The sequence below is a fragment of the Nocardia sp. NPDC006982 genome (genome assembly GCF_042869435.1).
Lineage (GTDB): Bacteria > Actinomycetota > Actinomycetes > Mycobacteriales > Mycobacteriaceae > Nocardia.
The window spans coordinates 1-23,733 of the sequence record NZ_JBIAFV010000036.1 but is presented as its reverse complement, the minus strand read 5'-3'; the positions used below and the strand labels follow the sequence as shown (position 1 = coordinate 23,733).

Genomic DNA, 23,733 nt, shown 5'->3' with positions numbered 1-23,733 from the left:
GTGATCAACGACGACCATCTAGTCGAGCTACTGAATTCGATTCCGACGCCGCTCCAACTGGCGCTGCTCGCAGGCAAATTCCCGGAGCAGAGGCCAGGAGCCTTGAGCGACGTCGGAACGATCATGGGCAAGCTCGGCACCCACGCTGCGCAGTTTTCCTCCGATATTCAGCAGCAGTGGGCCCTGACGCAGCAAGCGCTGCAAGGCGAATCACAACAGCAGGCCAAACAATTCGTCGACCAGGTGACGAGCCCCCTCAATTCGGTTGCGCAGGCATTACCCAAGATCGACGACGGGTCGCAGAAGCTCTCCCACGAGTCGTTGGCCTCCGGGCTTGCTATGATCGGGATGACGCTGCGGGCGTTGTGGGCGATCACGGCAGGCGCGGGAGGGCCGGTCGGCGACGCAGTGGCAATCGAGGAGACTCGGCCCCGGATCGTCGCAGAGAAGGCCGCGCTTGATGTTGCTGCCGAGGCGACCATCCGCGGAATGTCCGGCCTGGTGCGAGATCTGGGCTCGCTCGTAGGTAAGGGCCTGATCGGGTCGGCTCGGATCGGAGCCGAGCAAACGGGTTTCACGGTGCTCGGCGATCTCGTGGCCGGTCAGCATATCGACCCTAAGACGCTGGGATCGGAGTTCTTGAAAGGCGCCGGATCAGCATTGGCCAGCCACCTGGCTACCGGAGTGGCGGTGCACTTCTCGCCAGGACTGCAAAACTCGGCGCTGGGTCGACTCGGAATTGGAGCTGGGTCCGGTCTCGTCATGGTCGGGGCTGGGATGGCGTTCACCGGGCAGTTGAGCCTGTCGAGCTTTTTGTCGAACCCCGACAAGTGGTCAGGATTGCTCGGCGGTGCGCTCAATGGCGCGCTCCTGGGCTTCGCCGGAGGACACAAAGCTCCAGAAGCGAAGGCACCAGAGACCGCCGCAACATATAACGTCCGCGACCAGGTGTCCGAGGCCGATCTGGCGAATGCGGTGGGTGCCATGCTCGCCCGGGCGAACAAGCCACCACGCGAAGTTAGCAACGCGGGCGTCACCGGAGACACAGCGGCCGGTGTGGCAAAGTTGCACGGGGAGCCGCTGCCCACCAAGCAGATCCTTGCGTCCACAAAGGAGGGGAACGGCCTCAAGACTGCAGCAAGGGTGTTTGCCGGCGAGCGGATCGGGGCAGGGTCCGGCGGTGTTGATGTCGTGTCCGGCGGGACTGGTGGTAGTGGGCGCGGCAGTCAAGGCGTTCGTGGTACTCCGTCAGCGAGTGGGGCGAAGTCGGAGTGGAGCAACGGGCCGACGCATCCGGGCGGTGAAGGTCGTTCGGGGACCGAGACGCTGGATCGAAGAGGTCGTGGCGAGGGCGAATCACGCGGGGGGCATGACGCGGCTTCCGCTGGGCGTGCGCCCGATCGTGTGTCGGTGCCGTTGCCGGACGGTGGCAAGTTCGAGTACGACCGGCCGGTTGGCAATGGGCATGACAACTCCGGGCCGGGCAGTCGTGCGGCGGATCGTGCCGAGAAAACGGGCCTGAACTGGCGAGATTGGGGCGCGACGCCGAAAGAGGCGGGAGAAAATCTCGCCGAGGCATATTTCGAAAGGGTGCCTCGGGTTCGTCGTGCACTGAACGGAATCGATTGGGGTGAGCTCGGAGAGCGGCTGTTCGGCGCCGAGAGCGGCCATCTGGATGCGATGTCGCCCGGCGAGCTGGCCGATCTGATCCATCACGGCACACCAGAGCAGCGATGGTTCGCGATTACCGAGGGGATCCGCCGGGAAGGCCTGGACCATGACAAGGCGCTGATTCTGCGCGAGCATCAGCATTTGGCTGGGTTGGCCGTCACCGAGGGCATCATCCAAATGGAGACCGCCCAGGGAAAGACGGCCACCGCCGGTGCTGCCGCACCGGAGATGGCGGTGCGTCACGGTGTCGTCCAACTGTGGACCAGCAGTGACTATTTGGCGTCGCGGGACTACCAGTTCCAGAAGCGCGCGTGGCAAGAGCTGGGTTTCGATGTTGTCGAGTACGACCCGGATCGTCCCGCGCCGGTACCGCGCGACGGGAAGCCGATGATCGTGGTGACCACGCCGGACAAGGTGGCGTTCGGATGGGCGCGCGCGAAGCTTGGTGGCGAGCCGAATACCTGTCCAGGTGATGTGGTGGTGATCGACGAGATCGAGAAGCTGCTCGCCGACGGCGGTCAGTGGTGCATCAAGGACGCAGACGGCCGAGTCCCCACAGAGGAGGAGGCCGCGCCGATCCGGGAGGCATGGCAATTCTTCGCCGACAATCTGCGTACCGAAGACAACCCTGATGGCATGTTGACGGAGGTCGATTTCGGTTTGCGGCAGGGCCGCATGGACGGCACCGTAGTCGTCTCGGACGAGACGATGGCCAAGGCCAGAACGCTGTTCGCGGAACAAAAGGGCCGTCCGATGGAGGCCCGCGAGGAGGAATTGTTCGAAACTGCGGCCCGCGCGAAATTCCAGTTCATCGAGAAGCGTCACTATTTCCTCTTCAAAACCAAGGGTGTCGACGGGCGCGAGACCGTTGAGATCGTGCTGAATCGCCACAGCGACGGAATGCCCTTGCGTAACAAGCATTCCGGCGGGCCGGATGTGCTCACCGCTGAAACCTTCAGCAAGAGCCGCTTGCAGAGCGACCTCGGAATGATGGTCGACGCGAAGCATGAGGCCGACGGCGTGGTGATGGGGGACGGCGGGGAATCGCAGGCGTCGGTCAATGTGGCCGAACTGCTGTCACATTTCCGCCTCGTCCGTGGCTTGTCAGGTACAGCGGATCTGATGGAGGACGTGTTCGTCGCGCTGGGGTACGGCGAGGTCATGCGGATCGACCGATTCGCCGAGTCGGGGCTGGAGAAGTTGTCGAACACATGGGCCCCAACGAAGGACGCCAAGTGGGAACTGCTCGCCGACCGGGCTCAGGTGCATCAGTCGGCGGGGAATCCGGTGTTGATTCGCGTCGACACCCCCGACGAGATCGGGCCGTCCGGCGACCCTGAACATGGTGCTGGGATCGTCCCGAAGCTTGAAAAACGAGGGATCGGGGTGCGGGTGGTGTCCCCGGAGGAGATCGCGGCCGCCGAAGATCCCAACGTGTTCCTCGAGCAGGTCACTCAGGAGGCGGGTAAAGAGGGCAAGGTTACAGTCTGTATTGATGTGGCCCTGCGCGGTAACGACTACAGCGCGGAAACACTCGGCAAGCCGATCCGGTTGCTGAGCAGCGGCTACTCCTCGGCCTGCGGTGAGATCAACAACCGGCAATTCGAGGGCCGCGGGTCGCGGCCCGACCGGTACGGTCCGATCCGGTACAGCACTGTCGAATACTTCGTGTCCCCTGAAGACCTGCTGTTCGACCTACCGCACGACACCGCCGTCGTGGACCGGTACCGGGCCGCGGTGGCGGCGGACGAGGCGGCATCGACTCCCGAGACGCAGGCAGAGTTGCGCGCCGCGGAAGAGGGGATGAACGGCCTCATCCCGGGCCTGCATGATGAGGTCGCATTGCAGTTGCGGCGCAACCTGGTCGCCTCCGGCGCGATCGCCGCCGACGCCGCGCCCCCAGAATGGCGCACCGGGGGTCACAATCCACTCCCGGTGGAGCACGTTCAGTACGTCACTGGTGCCCGGTCTGCGGCCATTCAGGTCCCCCAAGGATTGCCGGAAGCGATGCATGGTGTCTTCCGCGACCTGTGGGCGCTGGCCGACCGGCAGTACACCGACGCGGCGACGGCCATCGCCGCCTTGCCTTTGGAGTGGCGGGCCGCGTTCGACGGCTGGACACGCTGGACCGACGTCGACGCGGTTCACGACAAGCTGGCCTCCGGCCAGGGGACCGAGGACGAGCGCGTGGCGGTGCAGACGGCGCTCGACGCGGTGTCCGCATACAGCGACACGGCATGGGACGTAGCGGCCATCCAGGCTGCGGCCGATCGCCCCGAGCTGGCACCGCACCTGAACGCGTTCATGGGCACCGTCGAGGACAGTGTGACCACGCCCGACAACGCAGGCGCCAATGCCGCGCGACAGCAAGCGCGTGCCCACTTGTTCGACATCCAGACCGACATCGAGTCGCCGAACGCGGCAGAGGCAGAGGCAGACCACAGTAACGGTGACAGCCCGGTATCCGGAGCAGACGCGCCCACCGCATCGATGCAAACGAGTCAACCGAGCACAACACCACACGGAGGCGAGCTGTCGCAGCCGGACGATGCTGCGAAAACGGTTGGGCGCGAACAGCAACAGGCTGACGCGGATACGGCGGCGACGCTGAAATCCCGTGTCACTTCCGCAAACGTGCCTACCCCAAGCACCGTGACCCCTGCCTCCGACCATGTCCCCACACCGCAACAGCGCTCGGGGCAATCGGTACCTGATTCGGCACCAGCCGACCACCAGCCAACGCGAACTGCGCCGACGCCGACGCAGCAACCTGTACGGTCGGCGGGCCACACGCAGACACAGCACCACGACCAGCCGGCCACTCCAGTGTCCGCCGAAACGTCGGCCAGCCGTGGAACACGGTCGGCGGCACCGACCATGCCCGCAACGGCGGCGACGGACTCACATCGCTCGGCGACGCGAGACGAATCCGCGAATGCGGATTATCGGCAGAGTGTTCCGACGAGAGCACCAATGCGAGGCGACGTCGGGCCTGCCGCATGGGTGCCCGCGAAGCTCCGGGATCTGGGCGTGGGCCTCGAGCCCCACGAGGCCCAGTTCCTGCGGCAACGGCTGACGGGGCTGGGAATCTCGGACGCAGCCACCGTGGCGGGAGTGCCATCGGATCAGCGCCACGCCATGGAGCATGCGCTGCTGCCGAAAGTCGCGTCCGGGATTGTGAGTGCCGCAAAGGAACACGACCCAGATCTGCTGCAACGGGCGAAGCCATTCCTCGACGCTCAAGGCTCGAACGTGTTGTCGGCAATCCTGGCTGAGGGTCAGATGACACCGGTCGATGGGCTGGCCGAAACGGAGATGCGACTGGCCGCGTTCTGCCTGGCGGAGTGGTCACGTGCCGCAGTGACACCTACCGTCCTGGGCAACCCCGGAAGCAAGTCATCACAGCGGCCCGCTGCGGTACCCACCAGCAGCGCAGTCCGCATGGACCAGCGTCGTTCCAATTCACTCCGGCCACCCACGGCCACTCCCACGAATGCCGGCGAGCCGGAGATTCGGCCACGTGCGACGGTGGGACCAGAGATCCGGCAGATGCCGGAGCGGGCGCGGCCGGACGGGGACTCCCCACATGCCGCCGGCGGGTCTGTGCACCACTCCGCACCAACATCGACCTCCTCCGAGAGCCATCAGCACGACACAGCGACAAGGGTTTTCGCCATTTGCGGTCTCAGCGAGCTGGCCTACATTCAGGCTCGTTATGGCGGATCGACGCCGGTGCAGACGCCGTACGACGTTTTCGGTGAGCTGGAGGGTGACGAGATCGTTGAGGTCGTCGTGGCGAACGGCCTCGGCCGCCGGGAGTTGGCGCAGTACGCGCATGGTCAGTGGCAGGTCGGCAGCCTCACCGATTTCGCGGCCTGGGTCCTGGGCAGTGAACACAAACCTGGCGGGCATCCTCGGCATGCGCTGATTTCCTATGTGGAAGACCACCAGGTGCAGCAGCCGACCGACGTCAACGGCGAGGAGCGGGTTCGGATCCAAAGGCACGCATTCACCTTCACCCTTGACGGCAACGACCGGGCATTAGTGCATAGGGTGATGGTGCGGGCGGACGGGTCCGGGTACGACGAAGAGATCCTCAACGAGGCCGAAACCTCCGAATTTCTGGATCGACTCGAGGAGCGGGGCGAGCAAGTCGAGGCCGTTCTGGTCGGCGAAGACGGCTTGCCGATCGATTTCCTGGGCCCGAGTACCGAGAACGTCCGGTGGGATGACGAACCGTTCAGCAGCGAGCGTATCGGCCTGGCAGTGTCCCCTGATGCCGCTCCGCCTGCCGGGTCCGGGCTGCTTGCAATTCCGGGCGAGATCCAGCTGGTGCGACGGCTGCTGGACCAGCGCCTGCGGCTGGCACGGCAGACGGTATGGCGGAAACTGACTGAGGCGGGGTGGGTGGAGCGGCCGAATGACTCCGAGGTCGAGCCGGCGCGGGCGCTGTTGCTCGTGGCCGACCAGACAAACAACACCCAGGCCGGAGCATTCCTCACGAACGAGGCCGGGCGGCTGGCCGAAGTAATCACCCACTGCGTGCTGGACGTGACCCGCTATGCCGAGCTGGCGGCGGCATTGACCGCGGCCGGGGTCGAGGTCGTGCCATTACTACCGGCTGGGCAGGGGCAACCGGCGGCGGTCGCGGCCACCATCGAGGCGCGCCTGGGCGCGGAGGGTGCCACGGTGGCGGCTGTGGTGTCGCCGTCGGATTTCGCGGGCCGCTCCGGTCGGGACGTGGCCACACGGCTGCGCGGTGCCCACCATCGGACGGTCGTGGTGTCGTTGACCGGAGGCGATATTGCCGGTCGGCCCGCCAACCCGCTCGACACCGCGGCACGGGAGGCGGGCCTGCGGACGACGACCTTCGTCACCAGCATGCTGCCGAAGGACGACGACCGGAGCCTCCACCTCGGCTGGATAGAGGCTTATCGCGGTCCCTATCGTGGGGCGCGGGCCGACGCGGTGATCCACCTCGCCGAGACTCCGAGTACCAGGGAATCCGACGCCGTGGGCCGATCGCCCGGTTACGGGCTGCCGGCCGCAGCTGTGTTGGCGCGTGCCAAGGCCCGGGATCTGAACCGCTCCCAAGGCGGTTACGTCGCACGGAATCTCCTGAAGGTCCTGCATGCCGGTTTCGACAAGGAGCTCGGCCACGGCAACGTTTCGGGCAGTTTCGGGGAGTGGATGGCGGGGCTGCCCGTGAGCTGTTTCGTGGACGGCTACCTTGATCCGGAGGAAGCCGTCCTCGCCGCATACGCCGACACCACCGCCAGTCGCGGCACCCCGCAGTGGTACATCCGGCGGGCAGTGGATCGCCCGCCGCACAAGGGCTACCCGCTACCCCCGCCGCCCCCGTCGGGGGCCTCGACACGCGAAACCACGCGCTCGGAGCCGCCCGAAGGCGATGTGATCCGGAGTCTCACACCCACCACCACGCGTCGTCTTCGGAAGAACGCCGCCATACGGGCGGCCAACCAGCGCCAGACCGCCGCAGCGGCCCGCAAGGCCCTCGGCTCGGCGAACAGCCACAGAGAAGAGCTGGTCGAAGATTTCCTGCGCAAACACGGTCACAAGGGCCTGACAAGAGCCATGGTCGACGGATGGAATCTGCTCCAGGTGCCGGAGCAGATGCTCGCCGATTGGCTCGCCGGCGCCGACCGGATGCTCACCCTGCTCCCCTTCTTGCCGGTGGGGGCGCTGCGGATCCTCAATCTGCGGATGTCGGGACGCCCGGACTGGCGGATCCTGGCCGAGGACAACAACCCCTACGGTGCGGCCCTGGCAGAGAGAAACCAGGTGACGGGCAAGCTACGGATGACAGCCTTCTTCAACAGCGTCTGGCTCCCCACGACCGCCGACCCCAACCCTCTCGAACGCGCTGTGCGTGCCGACTACTACCACCGCGGCGAACGGAACCCGAACGATCCTGTCGCCGACCCGGCCGGTTTCTATGTTCGGGAAAACCTCGACCTGATACTGCGGGAGCACTACCGCACGTTGGTCGACCGTTACCAGGCTCTGCGCGTGTTCATCGCGGTCGCAGAGGAACTCGACTTCACCCAGGCCGCGCAACGCCTCGGTATGCCTGTGCGGCGGTTCTACGAGGTGTTCCGACGCCACGAGCGAAGGTTCGGTGCCGCCCTGTTCGATCCAGCCACTCGCTCGCTGACCGAGAACGGGATCGAGTATCTCGAGCAGGCACGAACCGACGTCGCAGCACTCGAATACGCAGGCCTGAAGCCCGAGACAGCGACATTCGAAGGCTGGTGGCGACGGGGCCTGCCCCCGCGATGCTTCACCATCGATGAGGAGGGAAAACCTCGGCTGAATCCGACGGCGGTGGTGAGCGAGCCGTGGCGGCCACGCGCGAATCCCGCTGTGGCCGAAGCATCACCGCTGTGGGCCGTGCACCGCGCACTGCGTGAGTTCCTCGCCGACCCGCCCGTGGCGGGCCCAGCCGGGCTTCGCGTCCAGCAGAATCTGGACCTGATCTGGCGGGACTACTACCGCGACCTCGTTGATTCCGGACGCCTGGACCCGGGCACCACGTCTCTTGGAGCCTGGTTGCGGCAAGGCGTGCCCGCCGATTGCGTCGACTATGAGGCCCGGCGACTCGACCGGGCAGCGGTGGTCGACCGCGCCCTCGGTCTGCCCGGCAACCTGATAGACAGGGAACTGTCGCCGCTGTTCCCGGTGGAGCGGGCGCTGATGCGAGAAGCGCAGGCGCTGGGCCATCGTGCGGGCAGACAGCCGCGTGGCACCGGAAGACCTGCAAACGACACGGCCCGTCACGAGTTCTTCCACCTCGCCAACATCTACGGCGGGTACTACGTCAGCGAGAACCTGCTCGACATTCTCACCGACCATCACAGGAATCTGCTCGACCGCGGCGAGTACGTGCCCGAGGATTTGTTCGAGTGGCTGCGGCAATGGCTGCCCGCCGATTGTTTCGACCCGGACCCCGGTCTGCCACGCCTGCTCGCCGACGAGAGCGTAGCGATCGCCTGCACCGATGTCGACATCAACGGCGCGCCCGAGCTCTCGCCCCAATGGATCATCCACAAGGCGACCATCGAACACGCCTGGGCGGTCTACGAATACAACCAGGCACTGGAGCACTCCGGCGAGAACCATGTCCGGGCGAACCTGTCTGATGTGCTCGACGAGGTGCACGCGGAACTGGTGGCCTCCAACGCGATCACCGAGGACCGCGCACGCTGGCACGATCGGTGGCTGCACGAACTCCAGCAACGCGACCACGACGAGTCACTCGAAGGATGGTCGTCCCACGACCACCACGAACGAGTCGAATACCACCGCGGCGATTCGGCGAATCCACCGGCGGACGCGGACTCGTCGCAGGTCGAGGACGACGGTGCCGAGCGCAGAGGCGCCGCAGGTCCGAACCGGACTACCACCGGACGCCGCGAAGCATTCAAAGACCATGCGGTCCCAGAAGGTTTCGTTCGCCCCCCTGATACCTCCGGAGCACTACCCAGGCGGGGGATGAGATCTCTGAGGCGATCAGCCAACAACGACGAGCCGGGCGTCGTATCTGGCAGGCGAGGGGGCAATCGAGCGGACAGCAACACCGCGCGGCCGAACCCGCGATGGGCCAGACTACCTGGGGGCGGATATCTCTTTATCCCAGCCGCGGGCGGCGACTGGCCGATGGTCAGGCCACCTGAAATGGGCCAGCCTACCAAGCGTGAAGTGTTGAGCCATGAGGACGTCTGGCCAACGTATTTGAGCGATGTATTGAATGCTTTTGGCACCACTACCGCACAGCGCGGCATGGTGGGCGCGACAAACAACCCTACTGAGGCAGGCATCGCACTGGCCCCCATTGGCCTCGCGCAGCTGGCTGCGATACGTGCCGGAATTATGAAGCGGGATCCACGGGAGGTTATGAGGTGGTCGACAGCAGGCGGCTCGGCGGCGTCTTTGGCAGCTGCCGCTCTTCTTGCCGGCAATGGCCCCAGTCTGGGTATCGCGCTCCCGCTGGCAACGGGCGCGGAAGCTTTGTTCGCCACATACTTTATCAATGCTGTTCAAAGAGACCTTGGGCGTGCTTTAAGGCCCGGCGAGGAGTCCATCGTCGGTGGGTTGATGGCGTTGCCCATCGGAGCTCTGGCCGGCGGGTTCCTCGGACCTTTTCTTGCAGGGCAGGAGGGCTATCTCCCACAAGCCTTCGATGCCGTCATGTGGATGGCAGCGTTCGGTGTGCTGCGGCTTTTGCCGAAAGACCGCTCGGTGCATACGCCTGAGGTATCTCATGAATTCTTGCGTAGTATGCGTCAAGCCGTCCGCGAACTCGTCAGCGCACTAGGCGCGGACAACTTGCGTAGTATGCGTCAAGCCGTACGCAGACTAGGCGCGGACGAATCCTTCAGACGATTCATTATTCCTGTCTCTCTCAGCAATCTCGCCCTTGCCGATCTGATGTTCCACTTCTCCAACGTGGTACACGACAGTGGCCAGTCTCCGGCGATCCAAGGGGTCGCGACCGCGGCGTTCGCGGCGGGCGGAGTGGCGAGCATGCTTGTGCCGTGGACGAAAAACTGGATCAAGGAGCTCGAATTCTGGCATCTCGCTTCGGCTACCCTCGTAGGTTCTGCCGGGTTGACCGCAGTCGCTTCGGTGTGGGACAACCTTCCGGTAATGACGGTAGCACTAGTGGGGTCGGGAATATCGTCCGCGATTATCACCGCCCGGATTTTCACTTATCTAAGGGAGAATTTCCCGGGGGATTCATTCGCCCTAGCAACCGGCGGGAAAGACGCCGCCATTGGCTTCGCGACGGCGCTGGGTACCTTTGTGGCCGGCTTTGTGGAGGTATCACACAATCACGCCCTAGAGTCCTTGGTCCCCATCGGCGCTGCTTGGATCGGCGCAGGCCTCTACATCGGTTCCGTTCTGCGGGAAAAAGCCAGCCAGCGGCAGGCAGAAGCACCACGCCGACAGGAAGAAGCACAATGGCGGCAGGACGCTGTCCTTTTCGAGAGCAGGCGACTCGACATGACGGGCAGCAAAGGCGAAAAGACACTGAGCTTTGTCTACGACGAAGGCGACGATGTCGCCGAATACCTCCTCACAGAAGTCAAAGAGATCGTTGACGGCCTCGCCTCCATGCCGCAAGGTCTCACACCTCGGGTACTGTTCGTCGACCCAGGTCTGAAACATGCTGCAGCGGTGGCCAATCCAGATTTCATCCGTGACCACGGCAGAGCACATGAGGTCAAACGGAATCGCCTCCGCGATCTGATCGTCGCAGCACAGCGGGCGAATCGCACTGCAGCTGCGGCCCGCGATCAGTTGACCAGAGTTCTACATAAGGCGGGGCTGCTGTTGGCTGATGGCGGTGTGAATGTGCTGTTCGGTATAGACCGCGACCAGGTCGAGTTCCTGTGCGAGGCACTTTCGCAGCTCTTCCCGGAAACACTCTGGGGGTACGCGTCGCTAGTGACCGCAGAGCATGGGCATGAGAGTCAGGACCACGCCGCAAGAATGGCTGGCGACGTGTTGCAAACCAGCCTCGGTCGACTCGCCGTCCACCGGCGTTTACAACATGCTGCGCTCGAAGGGGCAGAGGGACGTCGAAGGGCCGCGCGTGCTGCAAAGCGATGGGTCAAGTTGGCGGGAAGCGAACCAACGCGAGTAGAACCAGGCCTGATCCCCCTACGAGGAACACAGAGTCCGTTGAAGCGTCGGCTGTCAGCCAGCAAGCTGCAGCGGAGTCCGAGCCGCACGCGAGTGCCGAACAACCACACCGCCACCCGCACCCGTCCGCGTTGGGCCGTGAAGTCACCGTGGACACAGCGCACCCCGGACCCGGACATGGACACCGACACGGAAGGGCCGACACCGCGGACCAACGGTTCGCCGAGCGAGGACGCGCAGTCGGCTCAGCGGCGCGGCCACCACGTGTCGGTCAGCGCAGCCGCTGGCGAACGTGGCCAGGATGATCAGGCAGGTGGTGACAGCGGCGACGGCCGAAGCCGCGAGCTCGAAGTGGAACGCGGTCGCCGGACCGCCCGAGTCGCCCTGAACCACCTCGAGATCGCAGCCAACCGCGCGACGCATCTGTGGGGTCTCGAACCCGGCACGCCGATCCATCTCCTCGTCGCACAGGCCCGCCAGTCCCGAGACCTCGGAAATCCACTGCACACCGCGCTCCTCGCCGATCTCGAACGCTGTATGGCCGCGACCGACGCCATGCGGCACGTGGACGTGGCTGCTGAGCGTCTGCAGGAGGCGCGACGCCGCCGCGCCCATGCTGAGACGCAACGTGACATGGCGAACACCACCGACGAGGCGCGACTATGGGAACATCGACGCGATCGGGCCGCCGCGGAGGAGACCGAACGGCTCGCCGACGTGGAGCGTCGGTTATCGGCCGAAGCCTTGTCCGGGGCGGTCGGCGCATCCACCCCCGTCCCCCATGACCCCGTGCTCGCGGTCCGGCAGACCGTGGCTGATCTATACGGTCCGGACGCTGTCCCCATGCCCGCCCGCCACCCCGAGGCGCAGGCCGCTACGGAAGCCGAACTGTTCGCCGACGCCGCAGATTTCATACGCCTGCTGCCCGGTCCGGCTTCTCCGGCGGAGCTGCTGAACGACCTAGGTGTCAAATCCTCGCTGGTCGTATTCGACGCGGCGGAGGATCCGTATGTGCTGGTCAACCAGGACAGTATGATCCTGAAGATCGTTCCCCACACCGGCGATATCCAGCCGTTCGACGATGCGTCGCTGCAGGCTTCGGCACGCGGTGTGTTTTTCACTCCCTCAGCGAAACCAATTGTGCCGCAGGGCATCGAGCGTACGGCCGGGATGATCGCCCCGAAATCTCCAGCGGACCCGCCCATGGCACCGCAGGGCGAATCCAACGGCAGGGGAACCTGGTTGCATCACTCGGCGTCGCTCGACGATCATGCCTGTGTCGGGGAGCTTCACCTCGCGACCCACAACCGCAGGCCGTCGGCCGACTCGGAGGCGACGTCAGACGACGCCAGGCACGGCACGATTGTTCCGGACATTCTCGAGCAGCTGACCGATGTCGACTACATCATCGTCCCACCTGACATGGTCGCGTCAGCGGCCGAATATATCGATCAGCACAACGCGGCGTCGGGCGCCACCGTCAAGCTCATTGTGCCCCTTGCCGAGGGCGCGATCGAGGAGTTCCTCGCCGCGGGTTGGCCGACCGGCGCGGTCGGCGACCAGCCATCGCTGAGCGTTTCTCGGCATGTCGCAGGTTACGTTCCGGCCCTGGACAACTGGATAAGCGACACGCGGACGGTCCTGGCGCACCATCTCGGCGAGCCCGTCGAGCCCACGGCTACCGAGGCGGTGGCCGCACTGTCCGGCAATCACGGTGTGGTCGTCGACGTCTTGGGCAACGTCATCAATCTGCGCGACAGCCGGGTCGCAGTGGCGGTGACCGGCGATCTGACCGGCTCCCAGCACGGGCGGGAACACGATCCTGTAGGACAGGGTCCCTACGAGCGCGACTCGCGAGCGTGGCCGTCGGATGCGTCGAAACATTGGCTGGATAGGTCAGAGTCGGCCTATCGGCAATTCGTGCCGTCTCCGGAAGAAGGCTCCGTTTGGCACATGATCATCGACCCGGGGGACCCGGCATTCGACGTGGACCGGGCAATGCGCCAGATATCAGCCATGCTCGGTGGAATGCGGTGGAGTTCGCGCCTGCGGGCTACGGCATTCGCCCGGCGGATGATGCTCGAGGCCCGCACGCACGGGGAGCCTGCGATGCTTACCGTCGCTGTCGCGCAGACCGATACGGCCGCGCACGTCAGTATCGACTACACCGCCAAGACAATCCGGCGTGAGAAATCGCCGCGGGCCGTCGGTGGCTCTTACCACCCGGCCTCGCCGGGCAGCGAACTCGGGCATGCGCAGTGGGAGGCGACGTTCGGATATCGGACCCCCCAATGGGAACGGCCGTGGGGACAGGAAGAGTTGGCCGGCGCGCCGCTCCCGGCGACACTGCGGGCAGCAGCGCTGCACGCCCTGTTCACGTTGACCCAGGGCCGACCGCGCACAACGGATTACGCGGGCATCGTCGCCATGGCCCGGCGTCTGCTCGGCGCAGGCAGCCTGACCAAGGCCGAATCACGGTTGCGCAGAGCCGAATTGGCCGCTTGGCAGACACTGACTGCTGACGAGCGCGCCGAACTCCTCGCAGCTCTGCCGCAGTTGGCCGGACTGCGCGGCGGGCCCGATCTCGACGCCAGGCACCTGACGAACGAAGCCAAGCGATCCATGGTCGTCGCGGCCCTCGACCGGGCGAAAGATCTCACCCCAGCGGACCGGCGGCGCCTCGCGGACCTCACGTTAATGCCCGCCGCGATGCGCGCGGCGTCAGAATCGGCCGTGTTGGAACTCGGTATCGACCCGCCGCCGCTGAACCTGTGGTCCGTGCGGCCATACGCGTACGAGGACGGTGCTCAGCTGACGATCGCGATCGGCGATCCGCTCTTCACCGAACATGGGCAACTCCCACCCGACCAGCAACGGCGTCCCCGTCTTGTGATCATGGTCGTCGATGCCGGGGAACAGTCGGCGTCGCCCACCGGGGACATCGGCCGGCAGTTGCGCGATGCGCTCGCAGAATTCGCGAGCGAACGGGAGGACAACCCGGATTCGAACGTCGCGTTCCTGGTCATGTTCTGCCAGCCTGGAGATCTCGCGCGCGGCGTGGCTATGTTGACCGAGGAGATCCGCGGGCTCCACGACGCCTGGGCCCAGAACGGGACACACCCCGACGCGCTGCTGCCGCTGGTGCTCGTTCAAGGCGACGGCGTCGGCGCGGAAATCGTCGAGCGGGCTGGCCGGCGCCCCGACTTCGCGGGCATGGTAGATGGGCTGCGGCTCGTCGAGAGGCCGGACGAAGCGTCGCTCGTGCGCCGGTTCGCGGAAGAGATGTCGGAATCATGGCGTTTTTCGCTCCGGCATTTGCACTCGATGCTGCAATTCATCGAATTGCCTTTGGGCATCGCAGGCTCGCCTGTAAACAAGCGCCACCACCTGGAACTGTTCTTGTCGTCCGCCGAGTTCTTGCGCCACCAGTCGCCCAGGCTCTTCCACCGGGACCTGGTCGCGATCAAGAACAACCGCTTCCGCGCCCATAGTCGCTATTGGGCGGTCCAGCAGAGCTACCGCGCCGATATACGCCATCGCACCTTGTGCACGGCGATAGCAGCGTATATGTCGACACTGGTTTCTTGGGCGGCGACAGCGCACCAGCTGGAATCGGAGTCGGCACCACAGCGACGGGTCAACGCATACCACCATGGGAACCAACTCCGCCGGCGCCGCGACGTCCTGAATTCTATCCTGGAAGGCAATCAGAACAGCTGGGAGCTGGATACACCCGAACATCGTGTCTTCACCTACACTGATGCGGAATTGCGGGCGATGGCTTCCCCGAGCCAGGGGAGCACGACAAGGGCCACCGAGCTGGTCGACCGGCTCAAGCACATCGACGGCTCGTCGGCATTTGTCGTAATCGGCAAGGGCGACGACGAGCGGACGCAACTGTGGATCAACCACGGCCGCACCATCGTCATCGTCGAACGCCGGACAGGCATCATTCGACCCGTGTCCGCGCGTGAGCCAGCAGTGCGCGTCCTCGGGATTTTCGATCGGCACATGGTCATCGTCGACGAATCAGCAACCATCGGCGCGTGCGGCGACCTGTCGGCTGCGGCGCCGTATTGGTTCACTGCGCTGCATTCGATCAACCAGCGGGCAGCGGATCTGCGCGCCGACACCACCGAGGACGACCTGTTCACGTCTGCACAGCTCTTTCTACGGGTGTCGCTGGCCAGACAGTACTACCGCGATCAGCTTCAGCTCATCGACCTCAGCAAGCCCAGTGAACGCTTGTATACCGAGCCATATACCGAGATGCTGCGTTTAGTTGCAAACAAACCTGGATTGGTGTCTGGAGAGGCGGCGTGGGGCCTCCCACTGGCACCGCGCGGCACGAACCCCACCGACGCCTTTGTGGACAACACTCGGCTCGACAGCGGCGCTGCGGCCGTGCTGGCTATCAAGGTGCTCAGTGGCAACCCTGACATCCGCATGCCACGGGCCATTCCGGGTGACGATCACATTCCTGCATTCGAATTGGCGGCGGCGCTCGGCGGTGAGCTCCAGGAATTCCGCGACCATGGGAGCGTCCTAGAGGCTCTCACGACACTGGACCTGAAGCGCCAGAGAGTGCCGACATGGGACGGGGGCATAGGGCATTATCGCTATGGAACGGCCCTGGTGATCGATCGGCAGACCGACGGTAGCGAGCACCCCTACGTCGTCATTGTCGACCGGGGCAAAACGCAGATCCTGGAGTGGTACCGTGCGGCCGCGGCCTTCCGGAACTTCCCCCCGCCCCAGTCATCGTCGATCGTATCCACGCGCGTCGTGATGCTCACCGATGACAACGAGATGGCGCGCCCCCTGTCGCCGGACATCCTGACCCACATCGACGCCATCCGGGAAAAGGCAGCCACCCTCGAGGTCGATTCATCCGACCGCGCGGCGTTGTATCGCGAAGCCACGCACCTGGTTTCGAACGCCGAGTACAGTTTCGCCCCACTGGGCCGGTGGACTGTCAGGACTACTGACTCGGGCGCGGCGGTGCTGGTGCACGATTCCGGACTGCAACAAGCCGAGGACGAGCAGGCCGAGGCAACCGAAATCCACATCGAAAGCACCGACCTCAGCGAGCAATCGGCGAATGCCCGCCTGGATGACGAGGCGGGCGACAGCGTGGTCCCCAAAGGTTTGGACTCCGCCCTGGCCATTCTTGAGGCGCGCGTATTCCACCAGAAGCCGCTCGATGATCTGGAGGTGCCACTGATCGAACTCGACAAAGCCTCCCTCGTCGCGCAGTCGTGGAAACTGAACGCGCAACCCGAACCCTTCGGAGAAGGCGAGGCCGCACTGTCGGAAGTGGGCGCATGGGTATCGGCGGAACCCAGGCGTGCGGCTGTGGTCAACGAATGCAACAGCAACGGTGACAAGAAAACCTATCTTCTGATCAGCGACGACGCACGCCGGACTTCGCGTATCGAGCACAAGCTGGTCACCACCCGGTCGGGGGCGAAGCTTGTGAAGCGACACGTCATACCGTTATTTGACGAACGATTCACGCGTTTGAGAGCTGAGCAAAGACTGGTCACCACCCCGATGGGCGCGCAGCAGGAGGAACGAGTCGCCACGCCGCACCATCTGGCCGCCTCGTGGGACCCACACACGACCGTGACCGCACATCTCATTCACAGCACCGGCGAGCCGGCCCTTCCCATGGTTTCCGGCTCGGGCACCGACTCACACGCGACCACAACCGGCGATCACAGCCGCGGCGACGGCGACCCCGCTCATCCAACAGCTCTCGACTCGGACAGCGACACAAGCCTCGACGCCCGGCTACCGGACGACCACACCGGTGACGCCAGGCACTCCGAGGAAATGCGGGTGCCGGTCTTCGCATCGTCGGACGAGAGCCGATTGTTCGCCCGCCTCGGCGCGGACGGCCGTTTCCTCGGCTTCGAGCCGTCCGAACAACCTCTCCCCGGCGGGCGATGGGAAATCGTCGCGGCGAAGCAGCGCGACGGTGACCTCGTGGGCGCCATGGAAACAGTGTCGGCTTGGCAGGCGATCGAGCCGTCGCATGATTTCGAGCTCATCGAGGCCGACCTCCGTGCAGCCCCGGCGGAGGGCCAAGCTCGCGAGCGTTATTTCGCCGCATACAGCAATCTGAACAGGGCCGTTATCTCCGCCGGAGCGGCAAGCGCTAAACAGTTCTCCGTTGAGCGGGAGTTGCTGGAGGCGTTGCTTCCGGACAGCCGACCGAACCGTCCTACTACCTGGGGTCGCTGGCTGGGAAACACCTATGCGATGGCCGATCTGCTCCAGCGGCGCGAGCTCCTGGCTGCGGAAATGCGGAACAGCCGAAGCGATCACACATCACAGACCGTTGCCAAGGGCAAACGCCGTAAAATGGCCGCACGCATCGCCTCTGATTCGGGCACCATCGACGCGCGTATCGCCGCGGTCGGCCGCGGAGATGCCGTTGACCTCACGCGCGCCCAGCTGGACGAGCTCATCAAAAAAGTTCAGAGGGGAGCGACTGTATACATCGAGGGTCCCAACTATTACATGTGCGATTTCGCGGAAAACGGCTTCGCAGTGGCAGAAGGCAACATTCCCGATGCTGATCGCCTCGCCACGGAAGCGGTTGCCGGATTGATCGCGGTGTTGGCACGTCATTGCGTCAGACCTGGTCAGCTGGTTATCGAAATCCTAGCCGACAACGTGCACACAACTGCGCCTAGTCACGCGGATGTGACAGGAAATCGCGCATTCCATGATCCGGAAAAGCGCCATGTGTTCCTGACCACGACGAGAGAGGTCTTGGAGGCCAAGTTCCCCGGCATCGACATTATTGTGCATCCGGAGGACGAACGCGAACCGGATGCCTTGGCGATGATCGACTGGCTCAACGAGCAGGGGTGCGTAGAGATCGTCCGCGACGACGACGGCAATATGAAGGACGTGTACTTCGTAGTTCCCGAGCCGAAATCACCACAGAATCGGGCGCATAAAAAAGTGCGATTGATGGATGATTACGAGCTCAGCTGTGTCGCGCTCGATGTTGCAGGCCCGTGGTCGGAATTGCGCAAACCGTGGAAATCGCGGGTGCGGGTAAAGATTTTCGCTGATACCGACGAAGGCCCGCAGCTGAGAACCCAACAGGACGAGGGTTGGGAACTGCTGCGCTACTTCGGAATTCCCGGAACACGCTGGCACAATTTGCAATTCAACGTCGGCGAGTTCCGGATCGAGGCAGACCGGTTACGTGCCGAGATGGAGCGGATCACCGAATTGGCGGCGTTGCAGCTGTCCCTGCCGTCCGCCGAGGTCATCGCGGCGTGGCTTTCGGCAGCCGCCCCGAATCCGAGCACCGAGCCGTCGGTATTGGACACCGTGGTCATCGACACGGTGCCGCGCGAATTCGGCGAATTTTCCTTCGATCTGGCCGCGAGTCCGGCGGAACGTGCGTCGGATTACGTGCAGCCGGTGTCCATACGAGCCGAAAAGGCTGTCTCCGATGTGATCGGCCGGCTGTGGCCCGAACTGGCAGGGGCGGACCCCGTGGTTCGCCGGTCGACTCTCGGCGACTTGCAATCCGAGGCCGCGTTCGCCCTCGCCCGGCATCTGAGCACCGCTCGAGCCGAGGTCGCACCAGCGGAGGTCGCAACCCGCATCGTGGCAGCCTTGGACGAGGCAGGCCAACAGTCGGTAGCGGTGTCCGGGCCGGGATATCTCAACATCGTCGTGCCGAACCACGTCATCTGGGGGCAGGTCACGGCACGATTGGCCGATCCGGAGCGCCTCGGGATCCCGATCGTCGCCACAAACAAGAAAAAGGTGAAGGTCTACGACTACTCGTCGCCCAACGCCGCCAAACCACCACAAATCTGGCACATGTGGTCAACCGTCATCGGTGATGCACTCGTGCACATTGACGAATTCCTCGGCGAGGAAGTCGTCCGGCAGAACCATCTGGGCGACTGGGGAACTCCGGTCGGAATGGTTATCGAATTCCTTCATGACAATCCGGACAGGCAGTGGCAGGCAGATCCGGCAGATGTATCGGCGGCGTTGTCGGCGTTCGGGCAGGCGTATAAGGACGCAAAGGAACGATCCGACGCAGATCCTGATTTCCTGGCCCGGTCCCAGGGCCGCGTTGTAGCGTTCCAGGCCGGGGACCCCGATAGTATGCGGGCGTGGGAACCCATCATCGCCACATCGAAATCTGGGCTGCTGGCGTCCTATCGACGGCTGGGAGTCTCGCTCACTGAGGAGCACTTTGCGGGGGAGTCCTTCTATCAACCGATGCTACCGGTGCTACGTGACAAGCTGGTCGAGATGGGGATCGCCGTCCGGAGCGACGGTGCGTTGGTGGTCGAGTCACGGGAGACGTTCGGCCCCGACGACGAACCTGTCGTCTTCTTTGTGGAGAAAAGCGACGGAGGCTACGGCTACGACCTCACCGACCTCGCCGCGCTCGTCTACCGCGTCAACGTCTTGGGCGCGGATGAGATAGTGATTGTCACTGACGCGCGTCAGAGTCCCCATTTCCTATTAGTGGAGGAGGTCGCGCGGAGGGCGGGCTTGCTGCCCGACAACGTGAAGTTCGTACACGTGGGCTACGGAACCGTCGTAGGCCCTAACGGGCGACCATTCGCGACCCGTGCTGGCAAGGGTGTGCCGATGACGGGTGTGCTCGACGAAGCAGTCGACCGAGCGCGAGTCGAGGTGGCAGCGCGAAATCCCGGAGGCTCCCCGGCCGAAATCGACGCCCTCGCCGAGAAGGTGGGAATCGGTGTGGTCAAATACGCCCCCCTGTCAAACAGTCGAACCAAGGACTACGCCTACGACCTCGAACGGCTGGTATCCTCAACCGGCGACACCAGCGTATATATCCAGTACGCCCACGCACGCGCCGCGTCGATCCTTCACCGCTCCGGAACACACGACACCCTCATCGGCCCGACTCGCGATTTGAGCCCGACGGAACGCTCCCTCGCTCTGCGGCTCGACTCCTTCGGCGACGTACTCCTGAAGGCCCAGGCGACACGGGAACCACACCGGATCAGCCGATACCTTTCCAGTCTGGCCCGCGACTTCAACAAGTTCTACGAGAACAACCCGGTACTGCGCGCCGACGAAGCAGACCGGGGCAACCGTCTCGCACTCTGCGATTTGACCGCGAAAACCCTACGCCTCGGACTCGGGATCTTGGGTATCGCTGCCCCCGAACGAATGTCGTCGACCGAAGAACCGGGGGGACCCGAGGATGATCGCGATGGCCCCGTCCCCGCTGGGCCGCCGAATCCGTCTCCGCCTTCCGACTCCGGCGCGGTCGAGCCGACCTTTCCATCCGACGATGCGGAGCCGTCCGGTGAGGCGTTGATTGATCCCGATGGCTCCGTTCCCAACGAACCGCCATCGCCACCAGCCGGGCCCAGCAGGAAAGCCTCCCCGCGCTCACCCGACGAAACGCCAACTCAGGCAAGCCAACGCCCCACACGCCACGGCAGCGAGAGCCATCCGGATCCGGTAGTCGGCAAATTCATCGACAAGAACGCCGATGTCCCACCGCAACCTGAGATGGACCCTGACGCGGGCACCCACCCCCGGATCGCCACCGCCTACTACGACCCGAATGAAAGTCCTGGGACAGCGGCACTCCGAACCCCGTGGACAGGTCATTCGCAGGTACCGACCCCATCGCCGACTCCCCCGGTCATGCCTGCGCCATGGACCAAACGAGACCTCGCGGAGACCGGCGGTACCGCGTCGACCGAAGCCCAGTCGACGGCGACCGCAGCCGATAGCACGCCCGAGCCGACGGAATCCTATGCGCACGTGGATGATCCGAATGAGGCAGTCCCCCGTGACGGAATCAACGAAAACGAGCATCCGATCGATGTGCCGGACGTCAAGTCTGCGGGAATCGGCCGCACTCGAAGTACGCAAGCGACGACCAGAGCCGGTTCGGAGCCGCACCCAGCGAGCGGAACACCCTGGAGCTAAAGATCCCACTAGGTTCTGTCTCGAAGTGAGTTGATGGGTGGCATGCGCGGTGCCACCCATCAGCATGTTCAATGAAAAAAAGTTGCCCCCGTCGGCATATAGGTGAGGCCTCCGGTGGATCGGTTTTGCGACCAAGCAAAACCGGAGACCTCGTGAATCTCCTATGTCAAGCGGCCGCCGTTTGGCAAGTCGAGGGTGAGGGGTGGTGTCGAAGTCGGTGGTAGACGACGTCCGCGACCTAGAGCTATCTCAGCTCGGCCTTGAGCGCACTCGCCTGCTCCGGAACGTCTTCGGCGGCCAATGGCGGAATCACCGGGTCACCGTCCTCGTCGAGACGAACGGGACCCTCGCCCCTGCCAGCACGGTCTCCAGCTCGCCGAGGGCCTCGTGCAGTTCGTCGGTCGCGCTGGCCGATGCGCTGGCGGGATCGGCGGATGTGCCGACCAGGCGTCAGAATTCGGCCCCTTGCGGCTCCCACTGTTCGGATGTGAGCAGGTAGGCGGCCGGGTCGGCGTAGTGGCGTGAGCCCGGCACGTACATATCCCCGCTGCGCAGGCCATCCTTGGCGGGCACGAACCCGGTCGGGGCGTCGTCGAAGACCTTCCGGCCGCCGGTGGCATTGAGCTCGCGCAGCATCTGCACCGCGATCAGTAGCTCGGTGGCTGCGGTGCCGCCGGCGAACCGCACCGACGACAACACCGCCGAAGTGAACTGCCGCAGATACGAATACGACGCATCCAGGGGCGGCCAGGTGGCCATGGTCGCGCGGCAAGCAACGCAGCTCGGCCGGGTACTTCCAAGACCGCGTAGTTAAGGTGAAGGTCGTTGTGTCAATAGGGTTTTGACTGTTTCTGGTGGGTGTCGGTCATGGTGGCGGGACTGCTGGTGGAAGCGGGAAGCAGATCAAGGTCTTTCCGTTCGAATGAGTCTGGTTGTCCGACCGGTGTGGCATCGCCACGCTTACGCGCACCATCGCCGTCGCTGGGGGCTTGTATGCGCCCGGGCATCTGGGCGAGCTGACCCGGTATGTGCCTTTCGAACTTGTTGATGACGTCTTGGAACCGAGTCGGACCACACAGGCGAGACTGCGGATGCTGCCGTCTCGGGTCGGCGTGTACTTCGTACTGGCCTTGGTGTTATTCCCGACTCTGGGATACGCGCGGGTCTGGGACAAGCTGACCGCGGGCTTGGGTGGACTCGACTCGGCACGGCCTTCGGAGAAGGCGCTGCGGGACCTGCGCCGTCGTTTGGGTCCGGCTCCGCTGAAGCTGCTGTTCGAGGCTCTGGCCGGCCCGGTGGGCCGGCCGGGGACACCGGGCGTGTGCTATCGACGGTGGCGCACCGTCGCCTTCGACGGTTGCAGCTCGGCCAAGGCCCCTGACCGGCCCAGGGTCTGTGCTTGGCTCGGCAAGATCAGACACCGCTTCGGCCAGGAGGGCTATCCGATGCTGAGAATCGTGGCCTTGTGCGAGACCGGTACTCGCGCCCTGATCGGCGCGGTCGTCGGGCCGGTAGCGGTGAGCGAGACCAGCTACGCGACACGGTTGCTCGCTCTGCTGGACGACAGTATGTTGCTGCTCAACGATAGGGGTTTCGACGCCGACTGCTTTCTGGCCGAGATCGCCGACACCGGAGCCCAGTTGTTGGTGCGCCTGAATTGCCGTCGAACTCCGGCGAAATGGGCTTGTCTGCCCGACGGGTCGTATCTGACGCGGATCAGCGGAGTGCGCCTGCGCGTCATCGACGCGCGGGTCATGGTGACCACCAGCGCAGGGCCGCGCGCGCAGGGACAGTATCGGCTGGCCACCACACTGCTGGACCACCGCCATCACCCCGCGGCCGAACTCGTGGCTCTCTACCATGAGCGATGGGAGATCGAGTCAGCTTTCTACTCGCTGCGCCACACCCTGCTGCGCGGCCTGGTGCTGCGCTCGCAGGACCCTGCCGGTGTCGCGCAGGAGATTTGGGCGCAGTTGACCGTCTACCAAGCGCTGCGCCGCGCCATGGTCGAGGCCGTGGAGTCGGCGCCCGGCGTCGATCCCGACCGCGCCTGCTTCACCGTCGCTTTGTATTGGCTGACTGCTTTGGCGTCGGCGAGGGTGATGCCGGTCGGGTGGATGGCGTGTCCGGCCAGGTCGAGCAGGGGACGGACCTGCTGGATCGTCTTGTGAACGGTTTGCTGGGCGACCGCGAAGAGTGTGGCGAGGGCGTGTTGGCGTGTGGAAAACCGCAGGTGTAGGAGGGTGATCGCGAGGCGGTCGTCGAGGGACAGGACGGCTTTGTGGTCTGTCCCGGGTGCTGTCTGCCGGGCTCGTCCGCGTCGCTGGTGCAACTGGGCTTCGCGTTGGGCATGGCGGGTCACGGTCAGTTTCTCGATGAGCGCGTCCCACTGCGGTGGCGTCAGACCGGTGAGTGCCGGGGCGCGCA

At 64.6% G+C, this 23,733-nt stretch carries 2 protein-coding genes and 2 pseudogenes; 2 read left to right on the top strand and 2 right to left on the bottom strand.

The genetic code is table 11. The features are described from left to right. Positions 1–21,306 carry an arginine--tRNA ligase gene (gene argS / locus ACFYOW_RS47295; RefSeq protein WP_387298385.1) on the top strand — a complete coding sequence of 7,102 codons (21,306 nt, stop codon included), beginning with the start codon at positions 1–3 and terminating at the stop codon, positions 21,304–21,306. Between the two features lie 250 nt (positions 21,307–21,556). Here the strand turns inward: argS and ACFYOW_RS47290 are convergent. Then, positions 21,557–22,078: pseudogene (locus tag ACFYOW_RS47290) on the bottom strand (Tn3 family transposase); the annotation flags it as partial. 160 nt (positions 22,079–22,238) lie between these two features. Here ACFYOW_RS47290 and ACFYOW_RS47285 point away from each other — a divergent pair. Then, positions 22,239–23,375 (top strand): annotated as a pseudogene (locus ACFYOW_RS47285) (IS4 family transposase); the annotation flags it as partial. On the opposite strand, the gene ACFYOW_RS47280 reads toward ACFYOW_RS47285, so the two are convergent. Further along, positions 23,288–23,668, bottom strand: a complete 381-nt coding sequence (locus ACFYOW_RS47280) for a transposase family protein (RefSeq protein WP_387298393.1) — start codon at positions 23,666–23,668, stop codon at positions 23,288–23,290. The pseudogene ACFYOW_RS47285 and the gene ACFYOW_RS47280 overlap by 88 nt on opposite strands. Positions 23,669–23,733: the final 65 nt, after the last annotated feature.